18 protein-coding genes are annotated in these 24,239 nt (G+C 40.0%); 2 read left to right on the top strand and 16 right to left on the bottom strand.

Features of this window, described 5'->3' with window-relative positions; translation table 11 throughout:
- Positions 1-596: 596 nt before the first annotated feature.
- The 15 genes from V7K15_RS24775 to V7K15_RS24705 all read right to left on the bottom strand — a co-directional run bounded on the left by V7K15_RS24775 (position 597) and on the right by V7K15_RS24705 (position 20,008).
- Complete coding sequence (locus V7K15_RS24775; protein ID WP_334909804.1) at positions 597-2,825, bottom strand: GumC family protein; 2,229 nt, start codon at positions 2,823-2,825, stop codon at positions 597-599.
- A 126-nt stretch (positions 2,826-2,951) separates the two neighbouring features.
- Positions 2,952-4,052 carry a glycosyltransferase gene (locus tag V7K15_RS24770; protein WP_334909802.1) on the bottom strand — a complete coding sequence of 367 codons (1,101 nt, stop codon included), beginning with the start codon at positions 4,050-4,052 and terminating at the stop codon, positions 2,952-2,954.
- Positions 4,053-4,347: 295 nt separating this feature from the next.
- Entirely contained in the window at positions 4,348-5,661 is a 1,314-nt protein-coding gene (locus V7K15_RS24765; RefSeq protein WP_334909800.1) for an NAD(P)H-dependent oxidoreductase, read from the bottom strand.
- Positions 5,662-5,771: 110 nt separating this feature from the next.
- Positions 5,772-7,016 carry a glycosyltransferase gene (locus V7K15_RS24760; RefSeq protein WP_334909798.1) on the bottom strand — a complete coding sequence of 415 codons (1,245 nt, stop codon included), beginning with the start codon at positions 7,014-7,016 and terminating at the stop codon, positions 5,772-5,774.
- 107 nt (positions 7,017-7,123) lie between these two features.
- Positions 7,124-7,681: a dTDP-4-dehydrorhamnose 3,5-epimerase gene (gene rfbC / locus V7K15_RS24755; RefSeq protein ID WP_334909796.1), complete on the bottom strand. Its 558-nt coding sequence runs from the start codon at positions 7,679-7,681 to the stop codon at positions 7,124-7,126.
- 147 nt (positions 7,682-7,828) lie between these two features.
- The gene (locus V7K15_RS24750) at positions 7,829-8,680 is read right to left on the bottom strand and encodes a phytanoyl-CoA dioxygenase (protein ID WP_334909794.1); all 852 of its coding nucleotides are present in this window, start codon (positions 8,678-8,680) and stop codon (positions 7,829-7,831) included.
- Positions 8,681-8,730: 50 nt separating this feature from the next.
- Positions 8,731-9,738 (bottom strand): glycosyltransferase family 2 protein, encoded by a 1,008-nt coding sequence (locus V7K15_RS24745; protein ID WP_334909792.1) that lies wholly within the window; start codon positions 9,736-9,738, stop codon positions 8,731-8,733.
- An 89-nt stretch (positions 9,739-9,827) separates the two neighbouring features.
- Positions 9,828-10,823 (bottom strand): glycosyltransferase family 2 protein, encoded by a 996-nt coding sequence (locus tag V7K15_RS24740; protein WP_334909790.1) that lies wholly within the window; start codon positions 10,821-10,823, stop codon positions 9,828-9,830.
- A gap of 161 nt (positions 10,824-10,984) precedes the next feature.
- Positions 10,985-12,253, bottom strand: coding sequence for a class I SAM-dependent methyltransferase (locus tag V7K15_RS24735; protein ID WP_334909788.1), 1,269 nt, complete (start codon positions 12,251-12,253; stop codon positions 10,985-10,987).
- A 131-nt stretch (positions 12,254-12,384) separates the two neighbouring features.
- Positions 12,385-13,413 carry an NAD-dependent epimerase/dehydratase family protein gene (locus tag V7K15_RS24730; protein WP_334909786.1) on the bottom strand — a complete coding sequence of 343 codons (1,029 nt, stop codon included), beginning with the start codon at positions 13,411-13,413 and terminating at the stop codon, positions 12,385-12,387.
- A 303-nt stretch (positions 13,414-13,716) separates the two neighbouring features.
- On the bottom strand, positions 13,717-14,931 hold the full coding sequence (gene lhgO / locus V7K15_RS24725) for an L-2-hydroxyglutarate oxidase (protein WP_334909785.1): 1,215 nt from the start codon (positions 14,929-14,931) through the stop codon (positions 13,717-13,719).
- A gap of 242 nt (positions 14,932-15,173) precedes the next feature.
- Positions 15,174-15,947: a glucose-1-phosphate cytidylyltransferase gene (rfbF, locus tag V7K15_RS24720; protein WP_292790662.1), complete on the bottom strand. Its 774-nt coding sequence runs from the start codon at positions 15,945-15,947 to the stop codon at positions 15,174-15,176.
- A gap of 327 nt (positions 15,948-16,274) precedes the next feature.
- The gene (locus V7K15_RS24715) at positions 16,275-18,443 is read right to left on the bottom strand and encodes a tetratricopeptide repeat protein (protein WP_334909783.1); all 2,169 of its coding nucleotides are present in this window, start codon (positions 18,441-18,443) and stop codon (positions 16,275-16,277) included.
- A gap of 57 nt (positions 18,444-18,500) precedes the next feature.
- On the bottom strand, positions 18,501-19,283 hold the full coding sequence (locus V7K15_RS24710; RefSeq protein WP_334909781.1) for a PP2C family serine/threonine-protein phosphatase: 783 nt from the start codon (positions 19,281-19,283) through the stop codon (positions 18,501-18,503).
- Between the two features lie 50 nt (positions 19,284-19,333).
- On the bottom strand, positions 19,334-20,008 hold the full coding sequence (locus tag V7K15_RS24705; protein WP_292790684.1) for a vWA domain-containing protein: 675 nt from the start codon (positions 20,006-20,008) through the stop codon (positions 19,334-19,336).
- A 735-nt stretch (positions 20,009-20,743) separates the two neighbouring features.
- On the opposite strand from V7K15_RS24705, the gene V7K15_RS24700 reads away from it, so the two are divergent.
- Both V7K15_RS24700 and V7K15_RS24690 read left to right on the top strand, forming a co-directional pair.
- Positions 20,744-22,150, top strand: coding sequence for a response regulator (locus V7K15_RS24700; RefSeq protein WP_334909779.1), 1,407 nt, complete (start codon positions 20,744-20,746; stop codon positions 22,148-22,150).
- A gap of 548 nt (positions 22,151-22,698) precedes the next feature.
- Positions 22,699-22,926: a hypothetical protein gene (locus V7K15_RS24690; RefSeq protein ID WP_334909777.1), complete on the top strand. Its 228-nt coding sequence runs from the start codon at positions 22,699-22,701 to the stop codon at positions 22,924-22,926.
- On the opposite strand, the gene V7K15_RS24685 is transcribed toward V7K15_RS24690, so the two are convergent.
- Positions 22,904-23,869, bottom strand: a complete 966-nt coding sequence (locus tag V7K15_RS24685; RefSeq protein WP_334909775.1) for a glycosyltransferase family 8 protein — start codon at positions 23,867-23,869, stop codon at positions 22,904-22,906. The genes V7K15_RS24690 and V7K15_RS24685 overlap by 23 nt on opposite strands.
- Positions 23,870-24,239: the final 370 nt, after the last annotated feature.

Raw genomic sequence — 24,239 nt, 5'->3', positions numbered from 1 at the left:
CAATCAGTCTTTAAGCGAACATGATATCAGATGTAGTCTAAACCGCAGTCTGAAACAAAGCTACCTGTGGAGTTGGGATTCTTAAACCCTATGCTTAATTACGAGCAACTTTACTATTAATATTCATGGGCAAATCATGATTTTCCGGAAAGTACTGACAGTAGAGAAATCTAGAGGGAAATTACCCATGAATCTATATCTACGTTTAATTACGCTGAGGTGTTCATTGTGTCGATAGATTTAACAAAACCAGTCCACTGTTATCTTCTAGCTTTTTGAAGGTGCTTTAATCTCTAGATTATAAGACTATGTGGAAATAGCGATCGCTCAAATAAATTCTTTATGTACTCTTTAAAGAGCCAGTGATTTCTCTGATAACCCATAAAGATAGCATAAATATACTGAAATTTTCCTGATCGCAATATCATGACCTCGTTCCCAGTCTCCGACTGGGAATGTCTATTTTGAGGCTCCGCCTCCCTGACTCGCGGCAGAGCCGCAATGAACAGCATTTCCAGTCGGAGACTGGGAACGAGAAAAATGCGAAATCCCCGACTTCTTTAAGAAATCGGGGATCTATAATATTGCTGTACTAATTACTTTTCTACAGCTTGTCGCAGCGCTAATTGCTGTTGTTTGATATTGGGTACGTAATTAATGCTAGAGTTTGATACCCCGTTAGCTACAACCCCAATTAGATTTAACTTACTTAACATGGCTGTAGCTTGAGTCAACTGACTTCGCGTTACAATACCAATGCTTGCCACCATGATCACGCTACGACAAGATGATGCGGTAAGCATGGCATCCACTAAGCCGAGAACTGGGGGAGCATCGATGAGTACCAAATCGTAGTTTTCCTCAAATGCTGCCATTAATTGCATCATCCGAGGGGAACTCAACAGATTAGCTGGATCAGCAGGTCTCGGACCAGCAGTCAAAATATCAATGTAGGCGGAACCTGAGTATTGAAGACTAATTTGGTTGGGTAGAGTTGCATCACTCGCCAATAGAGTTGAAAGTCCTTGTTCATTCGGAAGATTCAGTTGTACGTGCAGACTGGGATCACGTAAATTAGCATCAATTAGCAACACCTTTTTGTGTAAACGGGCAGCACTCATTGCCAAACCCAACGCCAAAGCTGATTTACCCTCATCGGCTAAAGCCGAGGTGATCATCAAAGATTTCAAGTTAGTAACAGTATTTAAAAGTTCAATGTTTTTGTAAATCAGATCCAGCGATTCCCAACGCGGTGGAGATTGCAATACCTGAATTGTCCAGGGAGCGAGAACTTCTGGTTTACCAAAAGGCAACTTAATCATTGATTCTCTAGGTTTGGCTGGCGGTAATTTGGGAGTTGTTCCCAACAACGGCATGGCCATTTGCTTCTCTAACTCAGCAGTGGTGTGAACTGCATCATCAGCCGATTCCCGAATAAAGGCAGCAATACCTCCTAACATGAACCCAACGACAGCACCTAACAATAAGTTCTGCTGGAGATTGGGGCCTAATTGTGCGCCTTTTTGGGGTTCTTCTACAACTTCCCAATTAAATCCACCCTTGGAAAGTTCTTGCCGTAATTGCTGTTCTGCTCTTAAAAGTTGCTCTAACCTTTCACGACTAAATTGCAACTGCGGTAGCATTCGATTGTAATAAGCCAACAGAGGCGGGAAGCGTTTAATTTCCAAACGTAGCTCGTTTTCTTTCTGAGCTAAAGTTTGATCACGAGCAGTTAAAGCAACGATAGTGGTCTGCGTTTCTACTAGCTGACCAGCAAGGCCGAGATCAATTTGACCAAGCTGCCCTCGTTCGAGAAGAGAATCTCCAGAAGTGAATCCACCAGCAGACTTTTCGCCTAAAGTTCTTCCTACTTCTTGTTGCAATAATTCCTTCTGGCTCTGAAGCTGTTCTTTGAGCTTTTGCACACTCGGAGTTTGATCTGTAAAGCGTAAGCGTTCTTGTGCTAGTGCTAGTTCGCTTTTTTGGATTTCGTTCAGTAAACCTTGATAGCGAGTAGATTGACTCAGACGAGAAGCAACTAGAGCATTTTGGGGAGAACGATTAAGTTGTTCTTCTAAAGATTTTTGACGTGCTAAAGCTTCCCCATATTGAGCGCGAGTTGTCTGTCTTTCTTGGGCAATATTGTTCAAAGCTGTCTCAATTGCTTTCGCCTGTGACTCTGGATCAATTAAGTTCTGATTTCTCCGAAACCTTTGTAAATTTGTCTCAGATGCGTTTACTTCTTCACTGGCTTTACTTAACTGTTCCCTAATAATTTGCAGACCTTTTTGTAAACGCGAATTCTGTTGTTCTTTGTTATATTCCACATAAACTTGTCGAATTGCACCCAGAACTTTTTGTGTCTTTTCTGGATCTCCAGCAGTGTATTCAACTTGAAATATTTTAGTAGCGACATTATCTTCTTTGCTCCTTAGTTGAGTTAAGACCAAAGAAGCTTTAATTTCAGTTGAACTTATATCTGGATAATCAGACTGAAGTTTATCAACTGCTTTTTGGATAAGTCCCGAACTTTGCATCAAGTTAAGCTGTGTGGCAGTATCTATGACCACATTAGAGTCAGTAAACTGGTTGTCTAACCCAGCACCTTCTGTTTTACCTTGATAGTTAGGTTCTACTAGCAGTTGCATGGAACTTTTATAAGTAGGCTTAGTCTTAAAAGTTACCAAGCCCGCAAGAGCAATAGAAGTAATTAATACTGCTAAGAACCAAGGAAATCTCCTCACAAATACGGCAAACAATTGTCCGTAACCTACTTCACTTTCAGAAGCTGGACTTATCTGAGGATTTAGACTATTTTGAACCACTTTTATTATCCTTGTCTTCAAGACTTACGCTAAGAGATTCTCCGAAGAATACCTATTTTTTTACAACTCGCCAACGAGGAAATAGAAAATAAATAGGTAATCTTATAGTGAAAAGAGATTCAGAAATCAAATGAATAATTGATGTACACCACAAGCTTGGTTAATAATTTGCTCAACTTTACCAAAAAATGCATTTTCTGAAAAGTTTGCTACAGCATGATTACGGATGCGATCGTAATCCCAAGAAATGCCCTTGGCTTCTAGTAATGCAATTTGTAAAGATTCGGGTGTTTGTCTTTTGAAAAAGACTCCTGTTTGACCTGGGATTTGAGTATCTAATACTCCACCTGCTCCATAGGCGATGACTGGTGTACCACTAGCATTAGCCTCTACTGGCACTAATCCGTAGTCTTCTAGGGCTGCGACAATAATAGACTTGGCTTTGGAAAACAAGTCTTTGCGGCTTCTATCACTTACATGTCCTAAGAACTCAATATTTTGTAATGCTTTGGATTTTAATCGTGCTTGTTCTGGCCCGTCACCTGATATTAATAACCGCCACCCCAACCAGTTAAAAGCTTCGACTATTATATCAAGTCGCTTATAACTGATCATCCGGGCGGAGGCCAGATAATATTCATCTTTTATATCTGAAAAAACAAATTTACTAGTATCAATTGGATAGTTGACCATCATTGCCTTTTTGCCATAAATATTTTCAATACGGCGGGCAACAACACTAGAATTAGCAATGTAAAGGTCAGGCTCCTGTGCATATTTCAGGTCTACCTTTCTCATGACTTGGAATACTTCTTCGATTAAAGGAGCAAAATATCTATAGTCTCCATACTCTTTTAAATAAGTTGCTGTATCCCATAAGAAACGGGTGACATTATGGCAAAAACAAATGTGGTGGGCATTGGGATTTTTTCGCACTGCTTTGGCGAAGCTGGTGCTACTGCTAATAATTAAATCGTAATCTTGCAGATCCAAGGAACGAAAGGCAGGAAAATATAGAGGAGCCATCGACCTGAAATATTTTGCCGCACACGGAATCTTTTGTAAGAAAGTTGTATTAACTATGCGATCGCCTAAATCAATAGTTTTTTCTGGATCGTACAAAGATGTGAAAATATCGGCTTCAGGATACCGTTTACAAAGCAGTTCAAACACACGCTCTGCCCCACCTCGCTGGGTTAAATAATCATGGACTAGAGCAATTTTCATGAATTTGACCTAAAGTTTCGATCAGGTTTGCTTAAACGCTCCCCAGCAAGTTACTATTAACAACTTTAGTGTCCCGCAGTATAGCTTCCTATCCTCTTTACGAAATTCTTGCTACAAATTAGATGCCTTGGAGATCCCCCCAACCCCCCTTAAAAAGGGGGGCTTTATCTGATCTTTACCCCCTTTTTAAGGGGGTCGCCGCAGGCGGGGGGATCTTATCCAAACCGTATTAGGGGCGTACAGCTGTATGCCCCTACAGCCAATTCATTTGTTGCAAATGTTTTTGAAACCGATATTACCCAACCGCTACTAAGATTTTTTCTAGGGCGAAATAACTGTTTTGCTCAGTTCGTAGTTGGTCACAAAGTCTGCCTTCAGGTAATTCTACATCCTCGTATGTGAGGACTTGATCCTTAGAAATATCTCGTTTCAGGCGACACCCTTCAGCTAAACCAATTGGTAGGAGATTTTGCTGTTGGACGATATCGGAATTCTCACATTGTCCGTAGGTCATGTAGTAGCCGATGCCATCTAAGGTTTCTCCTGCTTTCAGGTCGATTTTGGCAGTGGTGATAACATCTACTAGCGGGCCTGCGAGTGGAGACATAACGGCATCACCGAACAGGACAGCACGCGCTACAGACAGGGGAACTTCAAAATGACAGAGGTGATAAGGAGTATAGAAGCTGTAAAGAGGGCCTTCGCCTAATTTGTATAAGTTGAGATAGTGGCGTTGCTTGGGATCGTCGTGAGTGGCAAATACATATACGCCTGGGCCAGGTTTTGCTCCAACTACATAATCGACAATGCCGCCCAGTTCCTTGAGTTGTTCAACATCATATAACTGGGTCATTTCATCGACATAACCGTTGAAGTCATATCCCAACATTCCCCGTTTGGCGACTTTCATCCCTGTGGCATTGGCAACGATCGCTTGCTCAAAGGAAATTTTGGTTCCGTCGGCGAAGCTAGCCACCATGTGAGGCTTTTGACCCCAACGTTTAGCAAATCCTTCCTGGGTGGTGGGATTGCGATAGGGGTCTTGGAGTCCTTTAATGTTACCGCACAATAAGGGAGTTAAACCAATGCTTTTCACAAAGCGGTAGAGGTTCATTTGTACCCCTGGCTGATCGCCATCACAGGCGCTGAGAATGACACCTGCTTTGTCAGCATAGACTTTCAGGATGGGGCCAATGGTGCCGTCGAGTTCAGCATTCATCATGATCACATGTTTGCAATGGGCGATCGCTTCCATGACGATCACAGCGCCAAATTCCACTGCACCTGTGACTTCGATTAGTGCGTCAATACCCTCAGCCCGACACAGTAACTTAGCGTCTTCTGTGACTGCATATTTACCGTTAGCGATCGCATCTTCTAATTCGCTGACAGTTGCAACAACTTGAATCTCCTCAATTCCGGCTTCCGAATAAGCTTGTTTAGCTGCATCAATCTGGCGATTGGAGATAGCAACTAACTCCATTCCTGGCACTGAATTGACAATTTGGTTGGCAATTCCTCGACCCATAAAACCAGCACCAATCATTCCCACTTTGATAGGATTTCCTGCTGCTGCACGGGCTTGTAAGGCGCGATCGATAATAATCATGAACTAAACTCCTTTTTGGAACTGTTTGTTGTGTTACAAATTCTCGATAATTTTGTACTTAATAATTTGTTACAGCTAAATATTAAGTACATTTTCATGGGAAATTGGGATTAGCGATCGCTACTAACTAGCTGTTTGCTAGATCCTATCGAACCAGTCTGTTTTTTCTGACTATGATTTTCGATAATTTGCTCCACAGCATTTCTATAAGCTTGGGCAAATTTTTCTTTGGTATGATTTGCTCTTGCATATTCCCAAGCCTGACGAGACATTAGCTTTAGGTTTTCAACAGGCAAATTGGAAATACTTCTAACTTTCGCCTTAATTTCTTCAAGGGAAAGATTATCAAAAATCACACCAAAATCATGAACATCCACACCAGATTCGTAGCTTAAAATCGGAATTAATCCGGCTTGCAAGCTAGTTATTACTGCACCTGCCTGTCCCTCAGAAACCGAAGGATAAACAAGTCCTAAACAATTATTTGTAACCTTTAAAAAGTCAGGGCTGCTAACATCAATCCAACCATAGGTGTGGATGTTTGGTGTTTCATACAGTTCTTTATAGAAAGCTTGTTCAAACTCTTTGTCATTACTTACCGGGCCACAAACTGTTAAATGGTATTCCGGCATTTGAGCAAAGGCATCTAAAACTAAGTCTAACCCTTTGAGAACTAAAGCACTACCACCAAACCAAAGAAAATTATTTCTTACCGCTTCAAAGTCTTTCTCGTCGGGAGAGGGATAAACGAGTGACGAAGAAATGGGAATACGATACATTGGTTTGTTCGCATACTTGAATGTGTCAACTGTGAAATTGTTGCCCAATACAGTAGCGTAATCGGCATATTCAATTCCCAAATTGGGCGTTTCAAATCGCTGTGGACGTAGGCTAATTCCTTTGCGCTGTTGGAGTTCTAGAAGTCTATTGCATTCAGCTGCATTGCGAAATATCATGTTAGCAATGTCAACGTGGAAAATCTTGATGCAATCTTTATTCAGCTTTGGTGCAAGCGCTTCTAGACGATGACGGATATCAATGAAAAATGCGTAGTCTTTTTGAGGAACGAATTTATCATTGTGGAACTGGATGACATCAACGTTATAGCCCATGTCTAAAAAAGTTTGGGCGATTAGTAGACATTCCCAGTTCCAACTCTGGTCATTAGGGATAGGCTGACCTGGTTTTATAAGAAATGGTTCAATCCGATAAGAAAGAAGTACATTACCTTTGGAAGGCTGTTTAGGCTTTAGGGAAACAACCTGTAAGCTCTTAGCATAATTGATGCGAGCTTGGACTTTTTTGGAGACAAAAGAGATAGTATTACCGACACGAGATAGAATACTATTTAGCATTTATTTCTACCTAAATTAATTATTTTACCCTCGTATAGAGGAGCGAGTGTGTTGCGCGGGTTAAGAGCGTTGTAGCAACTGGCGTCGCGCAGAGAAAGAGCCTATAGTTATCTAGAAGCTGTACCGCCAACAGTCATCATTCTCAACAAAGGCCAATTTAAATCTTTCTCAGATATTTCAGTCACATCTAGAGGCCAATCAATATTAAAGAATGAGTCGTCATAGCGTAAACCTCTTTCATACCCCGGCGTGTAAAATTCACCTACTTGATATACGACTTCAGTCTCATCTGTGAGTGCTTGGTAGCCATGAGCAAACATTTCTGGAACATACAAGGCGCGGTGGTTTTCTGGAGTCAGTTCTACACCGATGTGTGATAAAAAGCTGGGAGATTCAGGACGCATATCAATAATTACGTCATAAATTGCACCTTTAGTACAGCGAATTAATTTCGTTTCTCCTGCTGGCAGAATTTGATAGTGCATTCCCCGGATAGTGCCTTTTTTGTAGTTAAAAGACAGGTTACATTGAGCAACTATTGGCTTTAAGCCATGTGCTTGAAATTCTTGAGCGCAGAAAGACCGAGCAAAAAAACCACGGTGGTCTAGCTTTTCTTCTAAGTCAATAATGAATGCGTCTTTGAGTGCGGTTTCGGTGAAAATCATATATTCCTTTGAGATGAATGTTGATTACAGAAAATACTTGTTAACTGCTTAGTGTTTGCACCAGAAAATAACAGTAATGAACGTGGATTTAATCACCTACAACTTTGTAGGGTGCGTTAGGAAGGTAACGCACCCTACGAAAGGGTACTAAGTCGAAACTTTAACTACATCTGATGCAGAACGTAACTCTGCTCTGGGATAAGTATCATCCCAATATTGGGTGCAGAGGTCTGGTTTTTCGGGAGGATTGGCGGTGTAACAAAAGAATAGCGCTGACCGTTCTTCTGTGCGGACTCTGCCGTGATGCAAAGCATTTTTTGTATCTACAAGAACAACTGTACCTGCTGGCCCTGGGCAGGATTTCCAAGCTGATTTGGGGATGACTGGTTTAACTTCTTCATCATCAATACCCATATAGCCTGACTTCCAAAGTTTGTAATAAAGTTGAAAATAATTCCAACTAAATAAGGAAGTTAAAGAGCGCGGAATATATTCAAAAGGCCCAGTTTTTTGTTCTACATCATTCAAGTAAATAAAGATTTTGATAATGCGACGGTCTTCTGCATCGCTATGCCATAGCAATGTCCCAAACTGATGTTTGCTTTTGAAATCTTTGCGTAAATGTACACCATGAAAAGCAACAGGAAGACCAATATAATTTTCGATGATGTTGAGAAGTCTTTTCTCTATCCCCCAAGCATAAAATTCTGGTAGACCTGTAACTGTAGAAATTTGGGGTAACTTTTCATCTAGATGGTCGTTGTTGGAATTTTGCATCTGAGACAATTGATAGTAAGCAGCTTTGAGCAGTTCCGAGCTAGAGTTTAACCCTAAATCTGCCAGTGTTGTGACGCAAACGCCGTCTTTTTTGAGTGCATTAAGGATGTTGCGATCGCGTCCTTCCAATGCTGGCAGATTTCTGCTATGCTGCCAACGGGCTACGTAATATTTAAAGTCAGAAGACAGTGTAGATATTTTGCGTTTAATCGCGGTAAACATGGTGTAAATACCTTGTAGATTTGATGTATATTTGTCAGCAATTTAGTAGCTTATGGCTTATAAGTCCGCACTTCCTGAGTAGATATTTCAATTGATTCTGCTAACCCTAACTCTTTAGAAACCATCACGTCAAAAGCACACAAACTAACTAAAGCTAAAAATGGAACTACTGTTTTGATGGCGGACATAGGCCATCTTCTTAAAGCACCTAAGAAAACTTTCAAGTTGACTTGTTTACCGTTCTGCAAAAGCATCCGCCTGCAAAACTGCTTAGAATATCCATTCTCTTCCAATTTCAAAATCACTTCGGGTATGTGTTTGTATTGCATTAATAGTGCAGATTTTGGTTCTTTCTGCCAATAACTCACACCAACAACACATTCCAAATAAGTTTCTTTAGTAACAATTACACTGCCATTAGCAGCACAATATCCGGCTAAATATGCTAAAGATATCCAGTTATTCTCAGCATCTTGCCAATTTTGGAGAGCGCGTTTTACTAGGTCAGTGCGGTAGATTGTAGCAGTCAGAAAAATAACTGCACCGACACTTTTTGAGAAACAATGCTCAAATATAGTTTTACCATCACCATCACCATCTTCGGTATCAACATCAAACCAGCGATTACCAACAATTGTTGGTGGATGAACTGGTTCGCCAGTAATTTGGTTACGACCGGAAAAGTTGAGGAACAATAATGATAAATTTTCATGTTGCTTGAGTTTGCTAATCACATAAGCAATGGCTCTATCTTGAATTGGGTCATCATCACCAATTGTCCAAACATATTTTGTTGTAGTAGATTTTAGGCAATACATAATATTTTTAACTACGCCTAAATTCTTTAAATTTTTATTTGATTTAAATGTGATGCTGCTAAGTATTATTTGCCATTTTTGGATCACCTCCTGAGTCTTATCTGTTGAACAATTATCAGAAACTAAAATTTCACAGTCATCTTCAAAACCTTTGATAGCTTGAGCCAGCCATGCTAACTGTTTATCAAGTAACTCAGCACGATTATAAGTCGGTATAGCAATGGTCAGTAATTTAGACATGGCAATAAATAGGAGTTAATAAAATCTGTATATGAGTGGTTATCGCCAAGAACTAGTGTTAACAGTAATTTGGCAATTGACATACTAAATTACAGGCTAGTCTCTAGCTGTTTGGGTGGAAAAAGGATTGCCCAAGCTGATATGCTTAACAAACGTAGGTAAGGAATAAATATCTTGATTGTCAAGAGAGGCCAACGTTTTAAAGCTCCTAATAAGATTTTTAAGTCAGTTTTTTGTTGGAAATTCTGCCAAATCATTTCCTGACAAAATTTCTGAGGATATCCTACCTTTAGTAGTTTTATATAAACTTCAGGTATGTACGCATATCGCATTCTAAAATTCCATGTTGGGTCAAGGTCTAAAAGACTAGCACCCATAGTACATTCTAAATAAGTGTCTTTAGTGATAATGACACTTCCATGAGCAGCGCAAAAGGCAGTCCAATATGCTTGAGATGCCCAATTACTAGTAGCAGATGGCCACTTTTGTAAAGCTTGTTGTACTATATTTGTGCGATAAATTGCTGCTGATATAAAAAGTACACCACCAAAATTTTCGTTCAGATAACCTTGGAATACAGCTTTACCATCAATTCTTAGCTCATCGTTATCACTATTTAACCAGCGTTCTACAACAAGTTGACCTGTTCGTTTTTGGCGACCGGAGAAGTTTAAAAACATTAGCGCTAAATCTGAATGTTTTTTTAGTGTTGTTAACACATAATCTATAGTTCTCTCCTGAATTGGATCATCATCACCAATTGTCCAAACATATTTACTGGTTGGGGCTTTCAAACAACAAGCGATATTAGCCATTACGCCGATATTTTGGCTATTTCTGTTTGACGTAAATCTGATATTACTAAGAATTATCTGCCACTTTTTAATTACTTCTTGGGTATTATCTGTAGAGCAATTATCAGAAATAAAGATTTCACAGTCAGACTCAAAACCTTTAATAGATTTAGCTAGCCAAGTCAGTTGTTTATCTAAAAGCTGGGCACGATTGAATGTTGGAATGGCGATGGTCAGCAATTTATTCATATTAAGCTCAACTCTGTAGTTAATAAGAATCAGGACTAACAACAGCTTACTAATTAGCAAGCTGTTTTTCAGTCTAATTTTTTGGGCTTTGGCGGCACAAACTTTATAAGAAATTCGCCTTTTAATTACTATTTAAATATTGTCTATTGTCAAAACAATTAACAATTAGTAACAAAAAGCATTTTTTGGCTTATAATTAGTCATTACGATGCTATTAAAAGCCTATCCGCAATAGGAGATGGATAAATTTTTACTTCAGGAATTGGCACTACAAACTGTCCACCCCATTCGCCAATAAATGCCATTTGTTCCATAATTTCCTCCTTGATATTCCAAGGTAAAATTAGGACATAATCTGGTTTTGTTTCGCGGATTTTGTCTGGTTCAAAGATAGGAATATGGGTTCCAGGTAAAAATAAGCCTTGCTTGTAGGGACTGCAATCTACTGTGTAATCAATAAAATCTTTCCCAATCCCACAGTAATTGAGCAATGTGTTGCCTTTGGCTGGTGCGCCATAACCAGCGATTGATTTACCTTGTGCTTTAGCCGTCAAAAGAAAATTTAATAGCTTGTGCTTTGTTTCTTTGACTTTCTCGGCAAATGTAATGTAAGTCCCTATCTGATGCAGTCCAGCAGCGATTTCTTTTCCTTTTAGATGGCTAACTCGGTCGCTAATGCTAGGATTATCAGCGTAATCATGTTTGGCATAAATTCTTAGGGAACCGCCATGAGTTGATAATTCTTCTACATCAAAAAGTTGTAAGTTGTGCGCTGCAAAAATTTTTTCGATAGTCAGGAATGAGAAGTAAGAAAAATGCTCATGATAAATCGTATCAAACTGATTTTCTTGAATGAGTTGTAAAATGTGAGGAAACTCCATCGTCAAAATGCCATTGGGTTTGAGGATGAGTTTCATCCCAGCGATGAAATCGTTTAAATCTGGTACATGAGCTAAAACATTATTGCCTATCAAAAGGTCGGCTAATTTTCCTTGTATCACTAGTTCTTTAGCAGTTTCAACTCCAAAAAACTTGTTGATACTAGGAATGCCTCTGCCTTGAGCAACTTTGGCGATATTTGCTGCTGGTTCTATTCCTAAAACTGGGATTCCCTTTTCTAAAAAATATTGTAGTAAGTAGCCGTCGTTGCTGGCAATTTCGATAATTTGATTATGATGATTAAAGCCAAACCTTTCTACCATCATATCAGTGTAAGCTTTAGCATGTTTTAGCCAACTTAGCGAGTAAGAAGAAAAATAAGCATAGTCGCTGAAAATGTGATCTGGAGTTTCAAACTGTTCTAATTGAACTAAGAGAGTCTCTTCAGAGACATAAGCATGAAGAGGATAAAATTTTTCGGCATTATTTAGCTGTTCTGCTGTCAGATAAGCATTGGCTAAAGGTGACATTCCTAGCTCAATAAAGGTTTGGCGCAGAGGTTGACCACTGAAACGACATTTTGCGATCGCCATAATTTTCAACTCACTGATTATAAATAATTTGATGGATGAAATAATTCCGAATAAATATTATTAATTTCGGAACTCTTGATGTTATTAGTGTGTAAAAAATGATTTATTTACACACTAACAGCTAACTCTATCTACTTTTTATTCCAGAAGAAATCTTTGTCAATTTGCTCGGTACGAATCAGATACTCTAGCTGCTTTAAGCGGGTAAATCCTCTAAATAAGAAAGTATCTTCAGCCATATCTATTTGACTGAATAAATCAAATAACTGTTGGGCACCAAGTTGGGCATCCCAATCACATTTAAATCCGGGTAAGATTGTGTTGATTTTTGCGAAGGATACCCGATAGCTGCGGTTATCTCCGGCGTTGTCACCAAAGGACAATTTACAATCTGGGAAAATATCAGCAATAATTTCAGCGATTTCTTTGACGCGATAGTTGTTTGCTGTATCTCCTACGTTGAAGATTTGGTTATGTACAATGTCCCGTGGTGCTTCTAAGGCGCAAACTATTGCTTTGCAAATATCCAATGCGTGGACTAATGGACGCCAAGGTGTACCATCACTGGTCATTTTGATTTGTTTGCTAGTCCATGCCAACCCTGCTAAGTTGTTTAAAACAATATCAAAGCGCATCCTGGGAGAAGCACCAAAGGCTGTGGCATTCCGCATAAAGGTGGGAGAGAAGTCATCGTCAGCGAGTGGTCTGACATCTCTTTCTACGAGAGTTTTGCATTCTGCGTAGGCTGTTTGGGGATTAATTGGGGATTCTTCTGTAACATCACCTGCGGTAGCAACACCGTAGACACTGCACGAAGACATATATACAAAGCGACGCACACCCATAGCCTTAGCCAGACTAGCCAGACGAACTGAACCTACATGATTAATTTCGTAGGTAATATTTGGTGCCAATTGTCCGGCTGGGTCATTGGAGAGTTCCGCCATGTGAACTATTGCTTCAATACCTTCCAAATCATCAGGGGTGATGTTGCGGATATCTTTGTTGAGGGTTTTGGGTGTTACACCACTAGGGTTGTACAGCCAACCAACTTTATAGAAACCAGTATCTAGACCAATAACTTCATGTCCCCGTTCAATTAATAGAGAAGGTAATAACGAACCTAGATAGCCTTCTGTGCCAGTTACTAATATTTTCATTGTGGTTAATGCGTTTGTATTGATGAGTTAAATTCTTCGTTTGGTAGGGTCGCACAGCTAACTGTGCGATGCATCCAAAAGGGAACCGCTATCTGAATCTGCTAACAGTCATTACGTAGTTACTAAAACCTTTTGCAGCCTTACCCATTGGGTAGCAGCACTCTATAACGGTTCTGAATTGATGCACTACACTTTTTTCTTGTGGGATGGACATCTTGCCCGTCCCTTATATTTCCAGGCGAACAAGTCACCCCACAAGATTCATCCCTTAATTCAGCAGTTCCGGAAATAACAACTATCTATCTATGCAGTTACTACATTATCTAGATGCGAGAGTTGGGGAATTTGAGTGACTAGTGCTTTGCCAATTTCTAGAGAGGATGTGGCAGCAGGAGAAGGAGCATTGCAAACATGGATGGAGTTTTGACCGGAAACAATCAAAAAGTCATCTACAAGCTTGCCATCGTTCATTAAAGCTTGAGCGCGGACTCCTGCATGGGTGGGAACTAAGTCTTCTGCTTGAACTTCGGGAATTAGTTTTTGCAAACTTCTGGTAAAGGCTGCTTTACTAAAGGAACGAATAATTTCTTGGATGCCTTCATCAGCGTGTTTTGCTGCTAACTTCCAAAAACCAGGATAGGTGATGACTTCCAGAAAATCCCGCAAGTCAAAGTCGGTTTTTTTGTAGCCTTCGCGTTTGAACGACAGAACCGCGTTTGGCCCTGCATGGACGCTACCATCAATCATCCGGGTAAAGTGGACACCCAGGAAGGGGAAATCTGGATTGGGAACTGGGTAAATTAGTGTCTTGACCAGATAGCGTTTTTCTCTTGTGAGTTCGTAATATTCTCCCCGGAATGGGACAATTTTTGCTTGGGGTTCAACTTGACCTAGTTTGGCGGTGCGATCGCTATGCAATCCAGTACAATTAATTACAAAGCGTGTTGCAAAGTTACCGTTGTTTGTTTCCAATACCTGATTTTCACCACTTGGGGAGATTTTCAAAACTTTTGTATTCAGGTGTAAATCCCCACCCTGCTGTTCAATTAGCTGGGCGTATTTCAAACAAACTTGCTTGTAATTAACAATACCAGTTGAGAATACCCGAAGCCCACCTACACATTTTACGTGAGGTTCAATTTCCTTGACTTCTTCCGGGCTGATTCTCTGGACTTCTATGCCATTGTCTAAGCCGCGTTTGTAGAGATTTTCTAAGCGTGGTAGTTCTTGTTCTTCAGTTGCAACAATTACTTTACCACAAACTTCATGCTCAATTCCATGCTCTTGACAAAACTCTACCATAGAGCGAGAACCATCACGACAAAATTTAGCTTTGAAACTCCCTGGCTTGTAGTAAATACCAGAATGAATCACGCCGCTATTATTGCCGGTTTGATGAAATGCCCATTGGCTCTCTTTTTCTACTACTAAAATACGCGCATTGGGATAGCGTTTTCCTAAAGCCAACGCTGTAGAAAGCCCAACTATTCCCCCACCGATAATCGCAAAATCATACATTAGTATTATTCTAGTTGAAATTACAGTAAATCTTTGAACTGGGGAGTGGGGAGTTAAAATTCATAACTCCTAACTCCTAACTCCTAACTCAATACGGTTCAATTAAGGCTTAACTCTTTGTCAAAGTCAATTTTTTTAACGAACCGCCAAGGACGCAAAGAACGCAAAGGAAGAGAAGAAAGAAATCCTTAACTTAACTGTATTGACTCCTAACTCCAAACTCCTAACTCCTAACTCTCTTTCTACCAAACCTTCCAAGGAGCCTGACTATTTTTCCATAGCCCTTCGAGATAGTTTTTATCGCGTAAAGTATCCATCGGTTGCCAAAAACCATGATGTTTAAAAGCAGATAGCTGTTCCATATCAGCTAGCTTTTCTAATGGCTCTTGTTCCCACACAGTAGAGTCATCAGCAATCAAATTGATTACTTCTGGTTCTAACACAAAATAACCGCCATTAATCCAAGCTCCATCACCTTCAGGTTTTTCTCGAAAGCTGGTGATTTTAGTTTGCTCATTTCCTAAGGAAATGGCTCCAAAACGTCCGGCTGGTTGAACGGCTGTGAGTGTTCCTAAACTATTTTGTTGTTTATGAAACTTAACTAGCTCGGTGATATTAATATCACTTACACCATCACCATAGGTAAAGCAAAAAGTTTCATTACCAAGATGTTCGCTGATTCGCTTTAAGCGTCCGCCTGTCATTGTATTATCACCCGTATTTACTAAGGTGACACGCCAGGGTTCAGCATAACCAGAATGCACGTTCATCTGATTAAATCGCATATCAAATGTAACATCTGACATGTGTAAGAAATAGTTAGCAAAATACTCTTTAATTATGTAACCTTTGTAACCACAACAAATGATGAAGTCATTAATGCCGTGGGCAGAGTAAGTTTTCATTATGTGCCAGAGAATTGGCTTACCACCAATCTCAACCATCGGCTTGGGTCTGATACTGGTTTCTTCACTGAGGCGTGTACCAAGCCCTCCAGCCAAAATCACCGCTTTCATGCAATTACCTCGGAGATTTGTAGGGATATTATTATTTGACTTTATCGACATGAAGAGGATGCACTTAGATAGAGAAAAATTTATTTCTGATTTCTCTTTCTCAGTCAACAATCTAACTGTAATTTTCCCCAAAATTATGAAGGAAATATAAATTAAAATCTTTTCTATATAAAAGCTCTATGAATATCTAGAAATACGGAAATCAATTACTCAATTAAATAAAAATGCCACCCATAAAATAACTAGGATTAGCGTCAGCTAACCCTAGTCAGGCTTGATTTCTGAAATCAAAACTAATAATATGTCAGTAACAAAACTTACTTGTTTTTAGTTAGTTTTTTGGATGCTAGTTGAGCCTTGGAATAAAGGGTCACATTTGTTTTCTACGACTACGCACATATTACTGAGTGCTTGCTGATAATTATCCATATCATCTTGGTCAAGAAAGATTTTGGCAGATGCCTGTATATCTTGGATAGCTTTCGTCTGGTTTTTGTTAGATTGACTACCGCCATATTGTGCCAGTTCATAGCGAACCATACCTCTTTTGAGATATGCTTTAGCTAGTTTGGGGCTAATAGTTAATGCTTGGTTAAAGTCAGCGATCGCTAGCTGATATTCTTGCTCATAATTGCTGCTATATTGAGCAATTTGATAATAGACAACACCCCTCTGAAAGTAAGCTTCGGCTTTCGATACATTAAGTTTTATTGCCTGAGTAAAATCTGCGATCGCTCTTTTGTAACCTTGTTGAGATTCACCGCTATATTTAGCCATTTGGGTGCGGACAATCCCCCGTCTGACATAAGCTTCAATTTCCTTACTATCCAGACCGATAGCCCGATTATAGTCAGCGATCGCTAGGTTATATTGTTGATCAGGATCGTTGCTATATTCGGCGAGCATATAGCGGGCATTGCCCCGATTTACAAGAGCTTTGATTTGATTGGGGTTGATTTGGAGAGCTTGGCTATAATCTGCAACTGCTCCTTCGTAGTCTTTCAGGTTATAACGGGCATTACCACGATTTACAATAGCGATCGCAAATGTAGGTTCTTGTTCAATTACTTGGGTAAAGTTGGCAATTGCTTTTTCATAGTCTCGCTCTTTGTAAGCAGCATCACCCTGCTGATTGTAATCAGCGACGCTGAGTTTGTTATTTGTCTGGCGAGAATTCAATGCTTGTTGGGTGTAAGCATTTTGGGAAATAAACGGCTGAGTAAATTTAATCATTACATCCGCATATCCCAATAAACCAAAACCCAGCAAGCAAAAAATAATCGGGTACAATTTTGACTTCTTGGAAGCTTTATAATATGAACCGCTTGGGGTAATTGCTGGTTGCCAATAATTAGGTAGGTGCGATGACATGGCTCGCTGTGGAAAACGCGGTGTCTGCGTGTAGTGCTTTTTCGCTTTGATTCGCGGTTGTAGATGTTCTCTAGCTTCTATAGCCCGATGTGATGGAAAGGGGTCGCGTCCGCCTAATCGCACGGTACGTTCACACCACGGACAGGCACGCATGTGGTTGTTGTAGCGATGCTGGGGATTTGTCGTGCAGGTAATCAGGGAATCTTCGGCTTCAGCTATTGCTGAGAGCCAAGCCTGGGCACTGGGGCGCAGCAGTGGGTTATTGTGACCCACTTCAAAACAACGGAGAAATAGTTCCTGTAAGGCGGGATGGAGAATTTCCCAAGGAGGTGCAATCGGTGTAGGTAGGTAGGGTACGTGCCGCTTTTCGCTGTAAGTGAAATGACCCGATGCAATCCGGGCTTCGTAGGGTGGTGGCTCAATAGCGCCTTGAAAAATCCCCGAAAATGGGTGGGTGCCTTCCATTAAGAGTTGAAATACCAGCACCGATAACCCGAATAAATCGTGAGAGATTTCGCGATCGTGTTGGGCAAAAGTTTTATTCTGGAGTTCTGGTGGGGTAAACTCTGGTTTACCTACTGGGCAACGATAGACAACATTATTATTTCGGTCCGGTACTTGGAAAGAGTCTGTATCTATCAAAGTCACCAGTGCGGTGTCACTGACGAGGATATTTGACTCGTTCACATCACCAATGCAATATCCACTAGCGTGCAAAGCTGCAAAAGCCGCCGCCAGGTTCCGAGCTGTGCGGAGCAGGTACTGATAGTTGAATAGGGGGCAGTGTTGGCGACGGGTTCTGGGGTTGTAAAAGTCGATGATTGGACGCATCCCCTGAATATGTGGCATCAAAAAGCCAAGGATGCTATTTTTGCCATCTGCTGCCCGTAATAAATCCTCTGGCCAAGCGATAGAGATATGCCCCAAACTAGCCGTCGGGTTTTCTGGCGGATTCGCAAGCATCGCCTGGAGTTTATCAGCATGGGCAGTCGTTGGCTTATGATAAATCTTCGCCACCAAGTTGCTATCGGATGGCACTGCATAAACACAAGCTTCACCGCCACGCCCCAAACTGACATTGAGGCTGAGGATTTCTTTTCTAGGAGAACAACGTAGTACCTGCATAATGAAATTACCGTTAACGGAAGTTATTGTAAGATGTGAAACCTGTAGATGTATTGCTTATGACTCGTTGAATGCAGCTATAATGAGTGTCAAATCATCATCAGTGCGTTGTGTAATCCGCTCTGAGCGTAAAAATTTTACTAACTGCTCCTTGGCTTCTGCCTTATCCTTGGTATTGGCTACAAATTCAAACAGGGGAAAAAAGAACGGTTTGTGAGGTTCGCCAACAACCATATTCAAAGCCAGCATTTGTAGTCCGTCGGTTGTGATAGCAACATTTACGATGTCTGTGCGCCATAATCTCATCTGCACTGCATCTAAAGCGTTAGGCGAAGTTAAAAAAGTGGTTTCGTTAATGTATTCGCCGCTATCAGGTATAGTCAGTGCGAGGAGATTGCCCATGCTATCTTTTGCCACTGCCAAACCATCACCTATCTGTGCCACAGCAACAACTTCTGGTGTGGCAATCATCATAATTAAGGTGGTTGCTAAATCTTGAGGCTGTTTGTCACTAGTAGCCGCCTCAGCCTCCACAGCTTTTTTAGCAGCTAGTATGGCATCATTTAAGAGCGATCGCACCAACGCATCATCAGTTAAAATTTTTCGGGTCACTCCAATGGTTGAAATGTTTTCTATTGCTGTCTCCACAGCAACCATCGCTCCCACTTTTCCCAGACTAGCAGAACCCGCCCCATCTGCTGCGGCCGCCACTAGAATATTATCTGACAATATCTGCCAATGATGAGCATCCTGACATAACTGCTTGTTTTTTAAGTGACTTGTACCACATACAGAGGCAGCCACAATCCGCCATTGAGTAATCTGTTTTGATATGTTCATAGATTTTTTGCCAGCAGCTAGCTGTGTAAACATCAAGCTGCGATTTTTAATTAGACAGTCCCCCAACCAATCGGCGGTAGTGCTACCTGTTCGTCCACCTGCGAATGGGAAACAGCCGCCATACTAGTTGACAACCAGACAAACATCTCGATAAAATTTAATCCTTTGAGTTTTAAGGGGGTACGCACAGTTATTTGATTTAAACGCGTCATATTCGCATTTTCTACACCAACTGTAAAAAATGCTACACGTTTATTTGCTTCATCTCCCTGTAAGCGCTGCGATGCTTGCTCTACCACATGCTCTAACTCACCTTGCGGTTCTCCATCGGTAATCATGAATACCCAAGGACGATAGTAAGCAATTCCATTGGCACGATACTGAGATTTCCGCTCTTGAATTATGTCTAAAGCTTTATGAATTCCTGCACCCATCGTAGTCAAGCCCTGTGCTGTCAAAATCGGCGGATTGAATTGATCGGCAGTCACAAAATCTTGTATTACATTGATATTACTATCAAAAGTGACGATCGCCACTTCCACGCGTCTGGCAGCTAAGGAATTTTTGACTAATTCATCCTTTAGACTTAGTAAACCCTGATTTAAAGCCTCAATTGGATCTCCCTGCATCGATCCAGATGTGTCTAGCAACAGCACACAAGGACAACGTGGTTCTGGGTTCTCAGCAAATTCTACTACTTCATCAAGCCTTAATGTATCATGCATAACTTTTTGTGTTATGTTAAAGTTCAACGCTTTATTTTCCTTTTGTCAGAGTATATATTGAAAGTTGCCGAAGCCACTACAGAATATAGTATCTAGTCGTAGATCGTCTAATCTTTATTAAACAAATTATTTTCATGAAGTTCTCTATATTAAGATGAACTTGAGCATAGCTTAGTTTATCAAAACCGACCATTACCTGTTGTAATATATCTACCAAAAATTTATATCCATTAAACCTACAGTACAATAAATACGTAAACTTTCCTAGATAAGTTTTTAAAGATTTTATGTAGGAGAATCGGTTCTTTAGAGAAAGGTGATTAACCATAATTAAGATCATTAGCTCTAGAAGTATACCAGTGTAACTACGGAAACTTAGAATCAAATTTGCCTCTTTAAGAGAGTGGGCATAAATAAACGTCATTATTAAGGTCTTCAGCCAAGCGTTGTCGGTAGTGAGTAAAGCTTGGAAGCAACCAATATCTACTGATAGTCTAGCCATAATCAGTGTTTACCTTTATTCATACCCACCTACTTGTTTTTTGAGATAAATTAGGTATAATGTGCCAAATGTAACAAATATATTCTAAAACTTATAATTTTTAATATAGTTATACATATTTTAAAATAGATGATTTGTGTGTATAGAAATATGACAAAGAAGAAAATGTTTCATCGCTGATATTTTCAATTTACAAATGTTCGGTTGTTGATTCCGTAAAAAACTTGAAAAATATGAATAATTCAGGTGCATTCACCAAACTACGTCCTCTAAGTTTATTAAGACAGTTATCCAATTGCTCCGACAGTACTTGTTTACAAGCATTAAGCAACTCAGTTTCTTGGTCGATATACTTAGAACAGGGCAAAATAACCTACGCTACTCATTCAGTGGAACCATTTGATCGATTAGAACGTCATTTGCGTCGCCTCAGCCACCAAATTCCACTGCTTACTAGCGAGGTTCGTGTTCAATTACGTCTGATGTTTGAACCTGATTTACACAATCAGTTAATCGAACATAATAGCAATTCCATCAGCCACCCTCCTGAATATCAGGCTATATCCTGGCTTGTTAGTCAACAACATCTACATTCTACACAAGCCGCAATGCTGGTTCAAGAATTAGTTAAAGAGGTGATTGAATCATTTTTACTCATCAAAGAAGGTACTTATCAATTAACAGAACCACTGAAAAGAATGCCAAAAAATTGTCGGCTAGATGTAGAAAAAATTCTCGAATGTTGCCAAATAGGATTACAGAATTGGCAGGCTTTTGTTCCCCAAATTTCTTCTCCCTATCAACGTCCATATCTGTTGATTAACAGCAAACTTGAGGAAAAAGATTTACCAAACCTCCAGCCACATTTAACTAATTGGATGAAGGGTTTTAGCCTGCGTCATCTGGCTGTAATTTTGAATCAAGATGAAATTCAACTGGCTGGCAATTTATACCCTTACATCGTTAATGGTGCGATTATCTTGCATGAACCTGATCCACCATTTGATAGATTACCAAAGATTTTTGAGCAGCGATGTCTACGACGGGCTACGCCGGAGCTTTTCTCAAAATCAATTACAGACTTAGTTCACAGCAAAGAAAAACTAAATATCACCCTCAACTCTTACGCAGTTATTTCTGAAGAGAATATAGTTCCTGTTCAGCGATTACCAGAGATTTCTGCTCCTCCAAAAGCAAACTTTCAGGAACCAACAATATCAAATAACATAAATCCTGCTTCCCAAAGAGTAACGGCTGCTACTGTAACGGCAGAAAAAGTCCACAAAATCGTTTCTGTTGATGATAGCCGCACAATTCTAAAAGAAATTAGCTATTTCTTAGAAAATGAAAATTTTTCTGTAGTGACTATCAACGATCCAATAAAAGCCGCTTTGTCAATTATAAGGCACAAACCAGACTTAATTTTGCTGGATTTAAACATGGTAGGAATCGATGGTTATGAGTTGTGTCGAATTATACGAAATAATTCCATATTTAAGAGGACTCCGATCATTTTTGTCACTGGGAATAAAGGAATTGTAGACCAAGTAAAAGCGAGATTAGTAGGGGCATCTGGATATCTGACTAAACCGTTTTCTCGTACAGAATTACTGAAAATAGTCTTCATGCATTTGACTTAAATTAACCACAAAATCTTTCGTAATTCGTAATTAGAAGAATTTCTACATGGCTACTAATCTAGAAATTGACGAAAACTTAATTAAGGAGAGCTTCTCGAACTTGGTGGTCATCCAACTAAGGATGCTGTTGTTGAAGAGGCATTACGAGAGTATGTGCAACGTCGAAAGCAACTGAAAATTCTGGAGCTATTTGGTACGATTGAATACGACGATGATTATGACTACAAGCAACAGCGTTGGAGTCGATGAAAGTCATTGTTGCTACTTCAATTTGGTCTTTAGCTCTCAGAGGTTGTTTGAAAAGTGATATGTTGTGATTTTAATCGAATTGTTACCCCCCTTAATCCCCCCTTGTAAAGGGGGGAAACAAGAAAAATTCGGTTCCCTCACGCCACTTGCTTCAAGTCGGGCATTGCCGCCCAACGCAGTGGCTCCCCTTTATAAGGGGAGGGTTAGGGTGGGGTAAAAAATATTTGATACATCAATCATGACTTTTCAAACATCCTCTCAGACGCAATTATAAAGTTGACGACTCACCCCATGTTGCAGTGTTTCGAGAATTAGTTGCTGATGGTCGAGTTGCTTTGTTAGGTGCTGTTCGGCAAGAGATACTCTCAGGGATTCGTGACACCAACCAATACAATCGGCTGAAAAATTATCTCCGTGCATTTCCCAATCTTGAGTTAGATATGGAAGACTATGAACTTGCTTCTGAGTTTTATAATACTTGCCGAAGCAACGGTATTCAAGGTATTATGCTTTCAACAGTGATTTAATTCGCTGCTTCACCATGTGATAAATGTTGTGTAAAAAAGCCATCCGCCTTTGCCTTTCTTTTTTGACAGCTTGTTCAGCAGGCCAATTAGACCAAATTGAATTATCAAGGTATTGAAAAAATAAATCTTTGTCAGGATGGTTGCAACTATTGTGCCAAGGCTTATCCCCAGTTGAAAAATGAATAATCTCAGGATTATTAATTAGCTGATTAAATACATCTTCTGTAAACGGACTATCTTGCCAAGATGAATCTTGAAATAAATATGGCATTTGATTCCATCTGGGTTCAAGTTCTCCCCATTTTCCGGCAAGAATAGCATTCAAAGCATCTTGATCATGCCACCGCACATATTGTTTATTTATTGTTAAATACTCCATTACTTTTTCAAAAATTTTATCTTCCCGCCATTTTTTGAGATTCATTACTAGAACCCCGGAATTAAAGTACTTAGATTCTGGAGGAATGCCAAGCTCTTGATAATTGATCAGTCCTCTTGGCGAAGATACATAAGGCGCTCCCATATCTTGTGCTGCCAAGAGATAATATTCTCCAATATCAATATTCCATAATCCCTCTATATTTCCTTTTACAATCACATCGCTATCAATGTAAATTGCCTTATTAAATTGCTTTGGCAACAGTTGAGGAATTAAAAGCCGATAGTAAGCAGCAGTTGTAATAGTAGATGAAGTTTGGGCATTTTTGAAGTGCTGTTTTCTAGGCTTGAGCCAATTGATACTGACTTGCTCAGATTTTAAGTTTTTGATAATTCTGTGTTTGTTGAGTTGACTAATTCCCCCATCAATAATATATAGAACCAACTTGTGTTCACTTTGGAAATTGGCAATAACTGACCGGGTAGCCGATGCTATAGGCATAGAGTAGTTATCATCAGCAGCGCAAACAAGAACAATTGGTTTTTCGTTTGATAGGATTGTCATTGTTGCATTTTTATATATTGTTTAGCATAAGAGATTATTCTGCCAGTCTAAGAGGATGTTTGAAAAGTCGGTAGAGTGGTAAAAAAGCTTTCTAGGTATTATAGCTTTTGGATTGGCATTTATAGCTTTTGGATTGGCATTTATAGCTTTTGGGTTGGCATTTATAGCTTTTGGGTTGGCATTTATAGCTTTTGGGTTAGCACTACTATTCTTTACGATCGCACATCCTACCTAGTTAGCTAAATTGTGTGTAGTATATTGTTCTGCCAGTCTAACGTAGTAGGATTGTTCAAGTGAAAGGGTACGTCTTGCGGGACGAGTAGCCATCGATCGCTAGTAAACACCCTAAAATTAGAGCAAAAGACAATTC

It is taken from the genome of Nostoc sp. (genome assembly GCF_036919815.1).
GTDB lineage: Bacteria > Cyanobacteriota > Cyanobacteriia > Cyanobacteriales > Nostocaceae > Nostoc.
Note: the sequence above shows the minus strand (reverse complement) of the source record. Positions and strands in the feature narration are given on the sequence as shown.

Bases quoted from the DNA above. Each gene is read 5' to 3' on its own strand.
- V7K15_RS24770 (WP_334909802.1), bottom strand. From the start codon at position 4,052: ATGAAAATTGCTCTAGTCCATGATTATTTAACCCAGCGAGGTGGGGCA.
- V7K15_RS24765 (WP_334909800.1), bottom strand. From the start codon at position 5,661: ATGATTATTATCGATCGCGCCTTACAAGCCCGTGCAGCAGCAGGAAAT.
- V7K15_RS24760 (WP_334909798.1), bottom strand. From the start codon at position 7,016: ATGCTAAATAGTATTCTATCTCGTGTCGGTAATACTATCTCTTTTGTC.
- rfbC (WP_334909796.1), bottom strand. From the start codon at position 7,681: ATGATTTTCACCGAAACCGCACTCAAAGACGCATTCATTATTGACTTA.
- V7K15_RS24750 (WP_334909794.1), bottom strand. From the start codon at position 8,680: ATGTTTACCGCGATTAAACGCAAAATATCTACACTGTCTTCTGACTTT.
- V7K15_RS24745 (WP_334909792.1), bottom strand. From the start codon at position 9,738: ATGTCTAAATTACTGACCATTGCTATACCGACTTATAATCGTGCTGAG.
- V7K15_RS24735 (WP_334909788.1), bottom strand. From the start codon at position 12,253: ATGGCGATCGCAAAATGTCGTTTCAGTGGTCAACCTCTGCGCCAAACC.
- V7K15_RS24730 (WP_334909786.1), bottom strand. From the start codon at position 13,413: ATGAAAATATTAGTAACTGGCACAGAAGGCTATCTAGGTTCGTTATTA.
- lhgO (WP_334909785.1), bottom strand. From the start codon at position 14,931: ATGTATGATTTTGCGATTATCGGTGGGGGAATAGTTGGGCTTTCTACA.
- rfbF (WP_292790662.1), bottom strand. From the start codon at position 15,947: ATGAAAGCGGTGATTTTGGCTGGAGGGCTTGGTACACGCCTCAGTGAA.
- V7K15_RS24715 (WP_334909783.1), bottom strand. From the start codon at position 18,443: ATGCAGGTACTACGTTGTTCTCCTAGAAAAGAAATCCTCAGCCTCAAT.
- V7K15_RS24710 (WP_334909781.1), bottom strand. From the start codon at position 19,283: ATGAACATATCAAAACAGATTACTCAATGGCGGATTGTGGCTGCCTCT.
- V7K15_RS24705 (WP_292790684.1), bottom strand. From the start codon at position 20,008: ATGCATGATACATTAAGGCTTGATGAAGTAGTAGAATTTGCTGAGAAC.
- V7K15_RS24700 (WP_334909779.1), top strand. From the start codon at position 20,744: ATGAATAATTCAGGTGCATTCACCAAACTACGTCCTCTAAGTTTATTA.
- V7K15_RS24685 (WP_334909775.1), bottom strand. From the start codon at position 23,869: ATGACAATCCTATCAAACGAAAAACCAATTGTTCTTGTTTGCGCTGCT.